The 13,345-nt window shown below is 73.6% G+C and carries 8 protein-coding genes; 5 read left to right on the top strand and 3 right to left on the bottom strand.

Annotation, left to right across the window (positions count from 1 at the left end):
- Positions 1 to 160: 160 nt before the first annotated feature.
- Positions 161 to 3,391, top strand: coding sequence for a BTAD domain-containing putative transcriptional regulator (locus ABZ930_RS20390; RefSeq protein WP_361549580.1), 3,231 nt, complete (start codon positions 161 to 163; stop codon positions 3,389 to 3,391).
- Positions 3,392 to 3,411: 20 nt separating this feature from the next.
- Here the strand turns inward: ABZ930_RS20390 and ABZ930_RS20395 are convergent, their stop codons facing one another.
- The gene (locus ABZ930_RS20395) at positions 3,412 to 5,319 is read right to left on the bottom strand and encodes a sigma-70 family RNA polymerase sigma factor (protein WP_361549582.1); all 1,908 of its coding nucleotides are present in this window, start codon (positions 5,317 to 5,319) and stop codon (positions 3,412 to 3,414) included.
- Positions 5,320 to 5,587: 268 nt separating this feature from the next.
- On the bottom strand, positions 5,588 to 6,367 hold the full coding sequence (locus ABZ930_RS20400) for a helix-turn-helix domain-containing protein (RefSeq protein ID WP_361549584.1): 780 nt from the start codon (positions 6,365 to 6,367) through the stop codon (positions 5,588 to 5,590).
- Between the two features lie 394 nt (positions 6,368 to 6,761).
- Between ABZ930_RS20400 and ABZ930_RS20405 the strand changes: the two genes are divergently transcribed.
- From ABZ930_RS20405 to ABZ930_RS20415, 3 genes are all read left to right on the top strand, one after another.
- A complete protein-coding gene (locus ABZ930_RS20405; protein WP_361549586.1) occupies positions 6,762 to 8,171 on the top strand; it encodes an NAD(P)/FAD-dependent oxidoreductase in 1,410 nt (469 codons plus the stop codon).
- 154 nt (positions 8,172 to 8,325) lie between these two features.
- A complete protein-coding gene (locus tag ABZ930_RS20410) occupies positions 8,326 to 10,008 on the top strand; it encodes a SpoIIE family protein phosphatase (protein WP_361549588.1) in 1,683 nt (560 codons plus the stop codon).
- A gap of 61 nt (positions 10,009 to 10,069) precedes the next feature.
- Positions 10,070 to 10,903: a methyltransferase domain-containing protein gene (locus ABZ930_RS20415; RefSeq protein WP_361549590.1), complete on the top strand. Its 834-nt coding sequence runs from the start codon at positions 10,070 to 10,072 to the stop codon at positions 10,901 to 10,903.
- A gap of 12 nt (positions 10,904 to 10,915) precedes the next feature.
- Here ABZ930_RS20415 and ABZ930_RS20420 read toward each other — a convergent pair whose 3' ends face one another.
- A complete protein-coding gene (locus ABZ930_RS20420) occupies positions 10,916 to 12,187 on the bottom strand; it encodes an MFS transporter (protein WP_361549604.1) in 1,272 nt (423 codons plus the stop codon).
- A 160-nt stretch (positions 12,188 to 12,347) separates the two neighbouring features.
- Between ABZ930_RS20420 and ABZ930_RS20425 the strand changes: the two genes are divergently transcribed.
- On the top strand, positions 12,348 to 12,881 hold the full coding sequence (locus ABZ930_RS20425; RefSeq protein ID WP_361549592.1) for a MarR family transcriptional regulator: 534 nt from the start codon (positions 12,348 to 12,350) through the stop codon (positions 12,879 to 12,881).
- The last annotated feature ends 464 nt before the right edge of the window (positions 12,882 to 13,345 follow it).

Consider the following 13,345-nt stretch of genomic DNA (forward strand, 5'->3'; position numbering starts at 1 on the left):
GGGCGGCAGGGTGGGCAAGGCGGCCCCCAGCGCGGGGCAAGCGCCCGTCGGACCCGAGCCCCAGCCCCGCCCGACCCACGCCCCCGCCCGGCAGGCCCCGACCACGCCGAGCACGACAAACCCTGAGCACTCATCCCCCCACCCCGGCGACAATGTCCCGGTGCGGTACACAATCCTGGGCACCACAAAGGCCTACGACGACAAGGGCACCCCCGTCCCCGTGGGCGGCCCGCGCCTCCGCGCCCTGCTCACCTCCCTGGCCCTGCACACCCCCCGCCCGGCCCCCGTGCCCGCCCTCATCGACGACGTGTGGGAGGACGCCCCGCCCGCCGACGCCCCGGCCGCCCTCCAGGCCCTGGTGGGCCGCCTGCGCCGCGCCCTCGGCAAGGACGCCGTCACCTCCGAACCGGGCGGCTACCGCCTCACCGCGACCCGCGACGACATCGACCTCTACGCTTTCGAACGCCTGGCCCGCGAGGGCTCCGCGGCCCTCGCCGCCCACGACCCGGAAACCGCCGCCCGCACCCTGCGCGAGGCCCTCGCCCTGTGGCACGGCCCGGCCCTCGCCGACCTGCCCGGCCACACCGCGGCCACCCGCCCCGAGGCCCAGCGCCTGGAGACCACCCGCGCGCGGGCCCGGGCCGACCTGGAGCTGGGCCGCGCCCCCGACCTCGTACCGGAGTTGCGCGAGCTCACCACGGCACACCCCTACGACGAGCCGCTGCACGCGCTGCTGATCCGGGCGCTGCGGGCGACGGGCCGGCGGGCGGACGCGCTCGCGGCGTACGAGACGGCCCGCCGCACCCTGGCGGACGGACTGGGCGCCGACCCGGGGCCCGAGCTGGCCTCCCTGCACGCCGAGTTGCTGACGGAGCCGGCCCCCTCCGCCGCACCCGAACCACCGGCCCCGCCCGCCCCGGATTCCGCCTCACACCCCCCGGCCCGCACCGGCAACCTCCGTCCCCGGCTGAATTCCTTCGTCGGCCGGGAACCCGAACTCGACGCCATCCGTTCCGAATTGCGAGGGGCACGCCTGGTCACGCTCACGGGCCCGGGCGGCTCCGGCAAGACCCGCCTGGCCGAGGAGGCCGCCGCCCCCGAGGACCGGGCCTGGCTGGTCGAGCTGGCGCCGCTGGACGACCCGAAGGCGGTTCCGGGCGCGGTCGTCAGCGCGCTGGGCCTGCGGGAGACGGTGCTGATGACGACCGAGCTCTCGGGCCTGCACGACGACCCGACCAGGCTCCTCCTGGAGCACTGCGCCCACCGCTCCCTGCTCCTGATCCTCGACAACTGCGAGCATGTGATCGACGCGGCGGCGGAGCTCGCCGAGACCCTGCTGACGCACTGCCCGGGGCTGACGATCCTCGCCACCAGCCGTGAACCCCTGGGCGTGCCGGGGGAGTCCGTGCGCCCCGTCGAGCCGCTGCCCCCGGACCCCGCCCACCGCCTGTTCGCCGAGCGGGCCGCCGCGGTCCGCCCCGGTTTCGACCCCGCGCAGGACGCCGACGCCGTCGCCGAGATCTGCCGCCGCCTGGACGGCCTGCCGCTCGCCATCGAGCTGGCCGCGGCCCGGCTGCGGCTCCTCACCCCGCGCCAGATCGCCGACCGCCTCGACGACCGGTTCCGCCTGCTGACCGGCGGCAGCCGCACCGTCCTGCCCCGCCAGCAGACGCTGCGCGCCGTCGTCGACTGGTCCTGGGACCTGCTCGACGACAGCGAGCGCACCGCCCTGTGCGAGCTGTCGGTCTTCGCGGGCGGCTGGACCCTGGAGGCCGCCGAGGCCGTCTGCTCGCCGCCCGGCGGCGCCGACGCCGTCGGCTCCCTCGTGGACAAGTCCCTGCTGATCGCCACCCCGAGCGGCCGCGGGCTGCCCGGGATGCGCTACCGCATGCTGGAGACCATCCACGAGTACGCCATCGAGCGCGCCGCCGACACCCCCGAGCTGCGGCTGACCGCCGAGCGCCGCCACCTCGCGTACATGCTCGCCCTGGTCGAGGAGGCCGACCCCAAGCTCCGCTCGGCGGAGCAACTGCCGTGGATCCAGCGCCTGGAGACCGAGCTGGACAACATCAGGGCGGCCCTGACCCGGGTCACGAGCGCGCCCCGCCTCGTCGACGAGGAGGCCGCGATCGCCCTGGCCCTGCACATGGGCTGGTTCTGGTGGCTGCGCAACTACCGTCCCGAGGGCGGCGGCTGGGTCCAGGCCATCAGCCGTCTGCTGCCGGACGACACCGAGCGCGGCGATCCCGACGACCCGCTCTACTGGCCGCGGATGAAGCTGCGCCTGCTGGCCCTCTTCCTCGTCACCGAGTCCACCCCGCAGGAAGTCATCCGCAGCGAGGCCGACCGGGCGTACATGGTGCGGGTGCGCACCGCCTTCGAGCCGCCGAACCCACAGGGCGCCTCGTTCCCGGGGATCATCTGGCCGTTCACGCTCTTCGTCCTCGACGGGATCGGGGACGTGCGCGACGCGCTGGACCGCGCCGTCGCCAACTGCCGCCGGTTCGGCGGGGACTGGGAGATCGGCGTCACGCTGATGTTCCGTACCCACACGGTGGTGGACATGGCGGGCCGCATGGAGGGCGTCGACGAGGACATCGCCGAGCTGCGGGAGATCAGCCGCCGGGTCGGCGACCGCTGGATGCGCGCCCAGGTGTGCAGCGCGGCGGCCGAGGTCGCCATGGGGCGCGGCAGCTATCCGGAGGCGCAGGTCGAGCTGGAGGAGGGGATCCGGCTCGCGCACGAGGTGGGGGCGTACGCGGAGACGCCGTTCCTGCTGGCGCGGATCGCCGAGATCGCCTACCGCCAGGGCGACCGGGAAGCGGCCCGCAAGTCCCTTGACCTGGCGAACGAGGAGGCGGAGCGGTACGGGATCGCCGACACCGCGGCCTTCATCGGGCTGCTGTACGCCCATCTCGCCCTGGCCGAAGGGGAGGTGGCCCGTGCGCGCGAGCTGTGCGACCGCTCCCGCGGGGTGGCCGAGGACGGCACCCCGCCCCCGCAGTTCCACGCGTCCCTCGGGCTGATCGACTCCCGCATCACGGCGGCCGAGTCGGGCGCCGGGCCCGGCCTGGCGCTGCTCACCGACACCCTGCGCGACGCGCTGGCGGGGCGCTGCGCGGAGGCCGTCGTCGCGGGCCTGGTCGACGTCGGGGCCGAACTGCACGCCCGCCGCGACGACGTGGCCCGCGCGGTCCGGCTGTTCGCGGCGTCGGACGCGCTGCGCGACGGCCGGCCCCGGCCGCAGCCGGAGCGCGACGAGTGCGCGGCCGTGGACGCCCGGGCCCACGCCGAGCTCGGCGACGTCCGCTACGAGGCCGAGCGCGCGAAGGGCGCGGCGCTCACCCAGGACCGGCTCCTGGCCGAAGTGGCGGGCCCCGCGGACGACTGACCCGCCCTGCCCCCTTCAGGTCAGCCGCAGCTGAACCGCGACTCCGCCCAGTCGGCGACGGCCACGGCGCCGCCCGGCCCCTGCGGCTCCACCACGAGCCGGATCGTCTTGTGCCCGGCGAGATTCACATGCACCGGGACCGCCGGATCGTGGCCGCGGACCACCTGCGACTGCCAGGCGCGCGCCCCGTCGACGTAGACGGAGAACCGGACGGCGCCCAGGCCCAGCGTCATGTCGTCGACACCGACGAGGGCGTCGTACGCGGTGCAGGTGCGGTTCAGGTCGACGGTGACCGAGGACCGGGAGTGCACCGAGACGCCGTGCGCGTACCGCTTGCCGTCGATCGACATGCCGTAGCGCTGCCAGACCCAGCCGCTCTCGGCGAGCCGGATCTCCGGCTTGCCGCCGTCGCCCGCGACGCCGTAGTCGAGCGAGCTCAGCTGGTAGACCGCGGGGGCGGGCGGGGGAGTGGGCGTCGGCGTGGGCGTGGGCCTGGGTCTCGGCTTGGACGGGGTGGGTGTCGGCTTCGGTGTGGGCGTCGGCTTCGGCTTCGGCGTGTGCTTGGCCGGCGTCGGCTTCGGTGTGGGCGTCGGTGTCGGTGTCGGGGTGGGCGTCGGCTTCGGCGCGGGCGGGGGCGGCTTCGGCGTCGGCTTCTGCGGTGCCGGCGTGATCGGCTGGGAGACCGGCGGCTTCTCCTTGCGCGCCTCCGGCTCCTGCTTCGGCTCGCCGCCGGTGAGCGCGATGGCCAGCGCGGCGGCGGTCGCGGCCGCCACCACCCCGGCGGCGATCCCGGCCTTCGCGGGCGCGCCGAGCCCCTCCGACGCGGCGGCGCCCGCCGCGCCGCCCCCGGACGTCCCGCCGCTCGCCGCGGCGGCCGCACCGGCGCCCGCCGCACTCGCGGCGCCACCGCCGATGAAGGCGGCCGCCTTCGCGTACCCGGCGGCGCCGAACCAGCCGATGACCGCGATCGGCACGACCCCCGGGATACCGCTGGCGACTTCCTTGATCTGGCCGGCCGCGAGCCGGCACTTGGCGCACTCCTCCAGGTGCTTGCGCAGGCCCCGCTCGGCCCGCGTGCGCAGGCTGCCGCGCGCGTACGCGCCGAGCCGGTCCGCGTACCGGGAGCACTCCTCGGAGTCGGTGAGGGTGGCCGAGACGTGCGCCTGGAGGTAGGCCTCCTTCAGGCCCTCGCGGGCGCGCTTGGCGAGCACCCGCGTGCCGTTGGCGTCGAGGCCGAACAGGGTGGCGACGTCGCTGGGCGACTCGTCCTCGACCTCGGTGTGCCACAGCACGGCCTGCCAGCGCTCGGGCAGCGAGCGGAAGGCCTGCATGGCCATCGACTGCTCGGCCTCCTGCATGGCCCGTACGTCCGCGCCGAGTTCGAGCGTGTCGTCGTCCCGGACCTCGGTCGACCGGGCGGCCTGGTCGGCGAAGAGGGCGAAGTCGTCGACGAGCTGCTCGCGCCTGGCCGACTTCGTCCATGACGCGGCGACCCGCCGCACCGTGGTCAGCAGATAGGCGCGCACCGCGTGCTCGGGCCCGCTGCCGCCGCGCACGGCCTGGAGCATGCGGGCGAAGACCTCGGCCGTCAGGTCGTCGGCGGTGTGCCCGTCACGGCAGCAGGTGCGGGCGTACCGGCGTACCGCGGCGGCGTGCCGGCGGTACAGCTCCTCGTACGCGCTGTCGTCGCCCGCGCGCATCCGCTCGATCAGACCGGCGTCGGACGGTGGCCGGTCACCGCCGTCGGCGGCGGGCGCGACCTCGCGCTGGGCCGGTACGGACACGTCGGCTTCGGTGACGGGGGCCGGCGCGGGTCTGCCGGAGGTCCGGTCGGGGCCGCCCTGGCTCGGTACCTGCTGCGCGGTGAGGTCCTCCGCGCCCTTCGCCCCACCGTCGGGCCGCTGCTCGCCCTGCCCGTCAACGCTCATCGCGGAAGCCCCCGCCTGCACACTCGCGGCCGATCACCGGGAAAGCGTGCCACACGGGGAGCGCGCGTCGGCCGCCTCTGCACGGCAACCACTCATCCGTGGAGATTTCCCGCACCGGAGCACTACCCGTCACCCGCCCGGGGGCGCCACAACGGACCGGTCATGCGCATGAGTTGACCGCGGGCGACCCTTTTCGATCACCCGCGGTCCAGGCCGTCCCCGCACGGAGGGACCGGCCTCGGCCGATCCCGCGAAGGGACGGGACGCGCTATGCGGGCCGCGACCGCAGCCCTTCGAGGAGGATGTCGAGCAGCCGGGCCGAGGCCGCCTGTTGCTGTGCGGCGTCCGGCAGTGACGGGGCCGCCGTCGCGATGACGAGCAGAACGTCCGACACCGTCACGTCGGCCCGCAGCTCACCGGCCTCCCGGGCCCGGTCCACCAGCCGCCCCACGACCTCCAGCAGCGCCGCCGCCCCCGAGTCGTCGGGACCGAGAGCGTCCGCGGCCGGGTCGCCCGGCGTCGCCCGCTGCTCCACGAGCCGCAGCTCGGGCGCACCGGTGCGCTGTTCAGGAACCCGTGCCTCGTCCCGTACGGCATCCCGCCCGGGCTCGTCGGCCACGCCCACCCGCAGCACCTGCGGCGGCAGCAGCCGGCCGGCGCCGGAGGCGACCGAGGTCCGCAGGAAGCGCGAGAGCGCCGACCACGGCTCGTCCTCCTGACCGAGCGCCGTGCGTGCCTGGTCGGTCAGCCGCGAGGTCTCCTCCTCGGCTATCCGTCGCACCAGTACGTCCTTGCTGGGGAAGCGCCGGTAGACCGTGCCCACGCCGACGCGGGCGCGCCGCGCCACGTCCTCCATGGGTGCCCCGTACCCCAGCTCGCCGAAGACCTCGCGGGCCGCGCGCAGCACATGCTCCAGATTGCGCTGGGCATCCACGCGCAGCGGTGTCGAGCGCGAACTGTCGCCCGCCGCCCGTCCGTTGGCCCCACCCGAGGCGCCCGACGGCGCGACGGCTGACGCAGAGGTCCAATGAGTGTCCTGAATGTGCATATGTGTTCCCCCGGTAATGACGTCTCCCCCCGGAGACACTCCCCGCCATTGTCCGCCGGAGCGTGAGGAACAGACAGTGATTTCCGGGCCCGACCCTGCGGGCCCGTCAGTGCGTCCCCCGACACCCCGACAGCACACGAACATAGTTGAGCCGGAGTCAATTCAGAAGGGGCAGGTTCCGCACAGAGCGCCCCCCGAACGGAGTACGCGCCGATTCCGCCCCGATTGCACCCCTCGCGCCCACCCCCACACCCCGCGCTGACCTGCGGTTCTGCCCTGAACGCCGGGTACGGGCGGGGCCGATGGGGGCGCTTTCCGCCGCCGTTCACCGGGCACACAATTTGCCGGGGCTGTGGACAAAATCAAGGGTCCGATGCGTCATGGGACGGTGACGATGCCAAGGACGCCATCACCGGAGCCGAAGCAGGACCCTGCCCGCATCCTGGTCGTCGGCGGCGGTTATGTCGGGATGTACACCGCCCTGCGGCTCCAGAAAAGGCTCAAACACGAACTCCGCGGCGGCGCCGTGGAGATCGTCGTCGTCACCCCCGACCCGTACATGACGTACCAGCCGTTCCTGCCGGAGGCCGCGGCCGGATCCATCTCCCCGCGCCACGTGGTCGTCCCGCTCCGCCGGGTCCTCGGCCACTGCAGAGTGATCGTCGGCGAGGTCGTCTCCGTCGACCACGCCAAGCGCACGGCGATGTACACCACCCTCGCCAGCGACGAGGAGGGCACGGGCCCGGCCCCGCTGCGCTACGACGAACTGGTCCTGGCCCCCGGCTCGATCTCCCGCACCCTGCCGGTCCCCGGCCTCGCCGACCACGGCATCGGCTTCAAGACGGTCGAGGAGGCAGTCGGCCTGCGCAACCACGTCATCGAGCAGCTCGACATCGCCTCCTCCACTCGCGACCCGGCGATCCGCGACGCCGCGCTGACCTTCGTCTTCGTGGGCGGCGGCTACGCGGGCGTGGAGGCGCTCGGCGAGCTGGAGGACATGGCCCGGTACGCGGCGAAGCACTACCACAACGTCAAGGCCGAGGACCTGAAATGGATCCTGGTCGAGGCCAGTGACCGGATCCTGCCGGAGGTCGGCCCGGAGATGGGGCGCTACACGATCCGCGAACTGCGCGGCCGGAACATCGACGTACGCCTCGAAACCCGCCTGGAATCCTGCGAGAACCGGGTCGCGGTCCTCTCCGACGGCTCCCGCCTCCCCACCCGTACGGTCGTGTGGACGGCCGGGGTGAAACCGAGCCCCCTGCTCGCCGCCACCGACCTGCCGCTGACCGACCGGGGCCGGCTCCGCTGCACCGCCGCCCTCGCCGTCGACGGCGCGCCGCACGCCTGGGGAGCCGGCGACGCCGCCGCGGTCCCGGACGTCACCGCGCCCGGCAAGGAGTGCGCGCCCAACGCCCAGCACGCGGTCCGCCAGGCCAGGACGCTCGCCGACAACATCACGGCGTCCCTGCGCGGCGGACCGCCGGCCGACTACCGGCACGCGTACGTGGGTTCCGTGGCCTCGCTCGGTCTGCACAAAGGTGTCGCACACGTCTACGGACGCAAGGTGAAGGGCTACCCTGCCTGGTTCATGCACCGCGTCTACCACCTCAGCCGGGTGCCCACCGCCAACCGTAAGGCCCGCGTCCTGACCGAATGGTGTCTGTCCGGCCTGTTCAAGCGGGAGATCGTCTCGCTCGGCTCGCTGGAACGGCCACGCGCCGAGTTCGAACTGGCGGCCGGTGACGTCCCTCCTGAGGATCCTTCCGCTCCTCCCGCCGGCGGCCCGAAAGGGTCTCCCTGATCGCAGCCGCCCCTCCCTCGACGCCCCGCTGACCGGAGCGCGGAACTCCCGCCCGCACACCGGCGTCTGACGTTTGTCAGTACGGTCGGCCAGACTGGTCCACGACCATGGGCGGGCCCTGTGCCCTCCCTCGAACCCACGAGGCTTTTCCCAAGTGAACTTCACGCGCTGGAGCGCCCGACTTCCCGGAACGCAGCGCCGCGCCGCAGCGCGGGCCGACCACGGCGTACCCCAGCGGGGCGACGGCGCGGTGCCGCCCGCGCGCGCCGAGCACCTTCCCGACGACGAGCAGCGGACCGAGCGGGACCCCGAGGGTTCCGAGGGCGCGGAGAGCGCGGGCGGCGCGGGGGTGGACGGACTGCCGGTCCGTGCCGTCCTCGACCGCATCCCCGGCCTCGTCGCCCTGGTGCACGGCCCGGAGCACCGCGTCGCGTACGTCAACGACGCCTATGTCGCCGCCTTCGGCGACCGCCCGCCCGGCGCACCGGCCCGCGAGGCCCTGCCCGAGCTGGACGAGCTGAGCCTGCTCCCGCTCCTCGACCAGGTCCTGCGCAGCGCCAAGCCCCGCACGGTCAAGTCCCGCAAGACCTCCGGCGGCCGCTCGTACACCGTGACCTGCACCCCGCTGGAGACGGCCGAGGGCCCCGGCGTCCTGGTCTTCGCCGCCGACGTCACCGACCACGCCGAGGCCGCCGAGCGCCTGCGCACCAGCGAGCGCCGCCAGCGCGAGACCGCGGTCACCCTCCAGCGCTCCCTGCTGCCCCAGGAGCTGGAGGAGCCCGACGACCTGCGCATCGCCGCCACCTACCAGCCCGGCGGCACCGAGGCCGCGGTCGGCGGCGACTGGTACGACGTCATCACCCTCGGCGGCGGCCGCACCGCGCTCGTCATCGGCGACGTCATGGGCCGCGGCGTGCGCGCGGCGGCGGTGATGGGCCAGCTCCGCACGGCGGTCCGTGCCTACGCGCGTCTGGACCTGCCGCCGCACGAGGTACTGCAACTGCTCGACGGCCTGGCTACGGAGATCGACCCCCAGCAGATCGCCACCTGCGTCTACGCCGTCCACGATCCGAACGAGGGCCGGCTCGTCTACGCCTCGGCGGGCCACCTCCCCATCCTCGTCAGGGACGAGAACGGCACGATCCACCGCGGCGACGAGCCGACCGGCCCGCCGCTCGGCACCGGCGGCTGGCTGCACACGTCGGGCTCGGTGCCGCTCGGCCCCGGCTCGACCGCGGTCCTCTACACCGACGGCCTGGTCGAACGCAGGGACGAGGACATCGACGAGGGCGTGGCCGCGCTGGAGAACGCGCTGGCCGGCGCGACGGGCACCCCGCAGGTGATCTGCGACCGGCTGATCCGGGCCGCGGGCGTCACCGCCGACCACGACGACGACGTGGCGGTCCTGGTCCTCCAGCACCCGGCCCGCAAGGGCTCCGACGGCGAGCTGTTCCGCAACGCCGCGCTGGAGCTCCTCGGCGGCATCGAGGCCGCCCCGCGCGCGCGTGCCTTCGCGTCCGGAGTCCTGACCAGCTGGCGCTTCGCCCCCGAACTGCACGACCTGGGCGTCCTGGCGGCCAGCGAACTCGTGGCGAACTCGCTCCAGCACGGCATCCCGCCGATGCGCCTGCGGCTGCGCCGCACGGACCGCCGCCTGATCGTCGAGGTCACCGACGGCGACGACCACCTCCCGCGCCGCCGCCGGGCGGAACCGGCGGACGAGACGGGCCGCGGCATCGCCATCGTCGCCACCATCGCCTCGAACTGGGGCTCGCGCCGCACACCGGGCGGCGGCAAGGCGGTCTGGTGCGAGTTCGTGCTCCCGGACAGACCGTAGGCACGCACGCCTTGCCGCGAGGCCCCTGGGCAAGGCGGTCCCGGGCTGCTATCAGCTCCCTATGACTGACGCAGCAGATGCCGCACCCGTCTCCGTACCCGTCTCAGATTTCCGTCCCACCGGCAGCGCCCCCGAGCGCTACGAGCGTTACGTCGCGCCGCTCATGGCGCCCTTCGTCACCGCACTCGTGGACGCCGCCGCCCTGTGTCCCGGCGACACCGTGCTCGACCTGGCCTGCGGTACGGGGTTCACGGCCCGGCTCGCGGCGGCCCGGGTCGGTCCGGCCGGCCGGGTGCACGGCACCGACGTCAGCCCCGGGATGCTGCGGGTGGCGGTGGCGCACCGGCCGCACCTGTACCCCGACATCGAGTTCGCCGAGGCGCCGGCCGACCGGCTGCCGCACGGGGACGGCACCTTCGACGCGGTCCTGTGCCAGCAGGGCGCCCAGTTCTTCCCGGACCTCGCGGCCGTGTGCGCGGAAGCGGCCCGGGTGACCGCGCCGGGCGGCCGCTTCGCCGCCACGACCTGGAGCCACCTGGACCGCTCCCCGTACTTCCTCGCCCAGCGGGAGACCCTCGCCGAACACGCGGGCGAACAGGCGGGGGCCGACTTCACCCGCGCCTTCGCCGTCACCGGAGACATCCTCACGACAGCGCTGAACCGGGCGGGCTTCCACGAGGTGGAGTCCCGCCCGGTCACCCTCGACGTGACGCTCCCGCCCCTCGTCGACTACGTCCCCGGCCACTTCTCGGCGCTCCCGTGGAGCGCGCTCGCGGAGCCGGATGCCCTGCGCTCGGCGGGCCACCGCTTCGCCGCCCGCTTCGCGGACCGGGTGGCTCCCGACGGTTCGGTGACGCTGCCCTTCACGGCGACGCTGACGACGGCGGTCCGCTGACGCCCGCCCCGCTCAGGCGTCGGCCGAAGCCGGTTCGGGCTTGCTGACCATGACCACACGGGTCCCGGCGAGCGACGGCTGGTCCTGCAGCGGGGTGAGCCGCTTGCCGAGCCGCAGCGCGAGCACGGTGATGCCCAGCGAGAACAGCAGGAAGGTGACGATGTACGGGCCGTGCAGCGCGGCGCCCATGGGCCCGCCGACGGCCGGCCCGACGGCGAGCGCGAGCTGCTTCACCAGCGCGAAGGCCGAGTTGTACGAGCCGACCCGGCCCGCGGGCGCGAGGTCGGCGACCAGCGGCGCCACGGTCGGCGACAGCATCGACTCACCGAGCCCGAAGAGCGCGTACGTGGAGATGAAGGCGGCGGTGGCCATGGCCTGGCTCCCGTGCCCGAGTCCCGCGTAGCCCGCGGCGATCCAGGCGACGGCCCAGATGAGCCCGACGCCGGCGATGACCCGCGACCGCTTGCGGCGCTCGACGAACTTCAGCACGGCGAACTGCGCGACGACGATCATCGCGGTGTTGGCGGCGAGCGCGATCCCGAGCGTGGACGCCGAGATCCCGGCGGCCTCGACGCCGTAGGCACTGAGCCCCGACTCGAACTGCCCGTAGCAGGCGAAGAACAGCACGAACCCGAGTCCGCACAGCTGCACCATCGCCCGGTGCCCGAGCAGCGTCCGCAGCCCGCCCTTGGCGTCGCCCTTCGGCGCGGCCTCACCGAGCGCGGCGGCCTGCGGCATCCGCACGGTGAGCACGATCGCGGCGAGCACCAGGAACATCACGGCCTCGATGGCGAACAGCCGCAGGAAGCTCTCCGGCCGGCTCTCGTCGACGATCTGGCCGCCGATGAGACCACCGATGCCGAGCCCCAGGTTCTGCAGGAAGAACTGCATGGCGAAGGAGCGCGTCCGCGTCTCGGGCGTCGAGCACCACACGATCATGGTGGCGAGCGCCGGCTGCAGCACCGCGGTACCGGCGCCGAGGACGGCGGCGGCCGCGATGGCGGCGGCCTCGGTGCTCGCGAGCCCGAGCCCGAGCGCCCCCACGGAGGCGACCCCGGACGCCACGAGCAGTACGGGCATGGGGCCGCGCCGGTCGATGGCGCGACCGGTGAAGGGCAGGACGACCAGGGCGGCCATGGCGAAGGCGGCCAGCACGATCCCCGCCGCACCGGCGCCCAGATCCCGTACTTCCGCCACATAGACGTAGAGGAACGGAACCGTGAAGCCCACGCCGAACGAACTCAGCGCGCTACCCACCTGCACACGCCGCATCGCGGCGCCCATCGCCCTGGTCACTTTCACCTGCCCTTTCGCAGCACAAGAAGAAGCCCCCAGGGGTGGCGGTCACTGCTCAACCCTGAAGACTTCGAAGCTAAAGTTAGAAGCTAAACAATACATCTCGAAGGACTTCAACGCCAACCGCCGCCGTGCCATACTTCGCCGCATGGCAGCCGAGCCGACCATCGAAGAGCAGATCGCCGCGTACCAGCGGGAGTTCCGGGACCTGGACCCCCAGGTCGAGCAGATCGTCTCGGCGCTGGGCAGACTCAACCGCCGGATGAACGTCGCGTACGGCAGGCAGACCTCCGAGATCGGCATCAGCAACACCGAGTGGGAGGTCCTCAAGGCCCTGGTCCTCTCGGGCGCCCCCTACCGCCTGGGCCCCGGCGACCTGGCCAAGCGGCTCGGGCTCACGCCGGCCGCGATGACCCACCGCATCGACCGCATGGTCCAGGAGGGCCTGGTCACCCGGGACCGCGACGAGAACAACAGGGTCCGCGTCATCGTGGAGCTGACGGCCGAGGGCCGCGAGAAGTGGCTCCACGCCATGCGCCTGGCCACGGTCTTCGAGGAGGACCTCCTCCAGGACCTCTCCCCGACGGAGCGCACCGCCCTCGGCGAGGTCCTGACCCGCCTCCTGCGCCGCGTGGAGCACGCCCAGCCGGACGCCGGCGGCCGACTCAACGACCTCGACTGAGCCGACCTCGGAGGGGGTTGACGCGGACCCCACGGGTCCGTATAGTTCTTCGGGTTGCCGCGGAGCCGTAACGGTTCTCCGACAGCACCTTCAGCCGCTGATGCGGCACTCAAACACCAGCACGATCTCCCCAAGGGATTGCTTTCGGCGTGCCCGAATTCAATTCGAAATTGGGTTGCGGACGTCCCGATCACCTCGATTAGGAACTGCCGCCGGGATCCGCTAATGTTTGGGACGTCGGAACGGCCCAACAGGCCGGGAAGACAAGCCCCCTGACTGGGAATCAGGCCCGAAAGGATCTGATAGAGTCGGACTCCCCGGAAAGCCGAAAGGCCGGAAAGCGAAGCAAGACCCCGAGGAAATCGGCCGGTAAAACGGTCTGATAGAGTCGGAAACGCAAGACCGAAGGGAAGCGCCCGGAGGAAAGCCCGAGAGGGTGAGTACAAAGGAAGCGTCCGTTCCTT

The organism is Streptomyces sp. NPDC046716, from assembly GCF_040645755.1.
GTDB lineage: Bacteria > Actinomycetota > Actinomycetes > Streptomycetales > Streptomycetaceae > Streptomyces.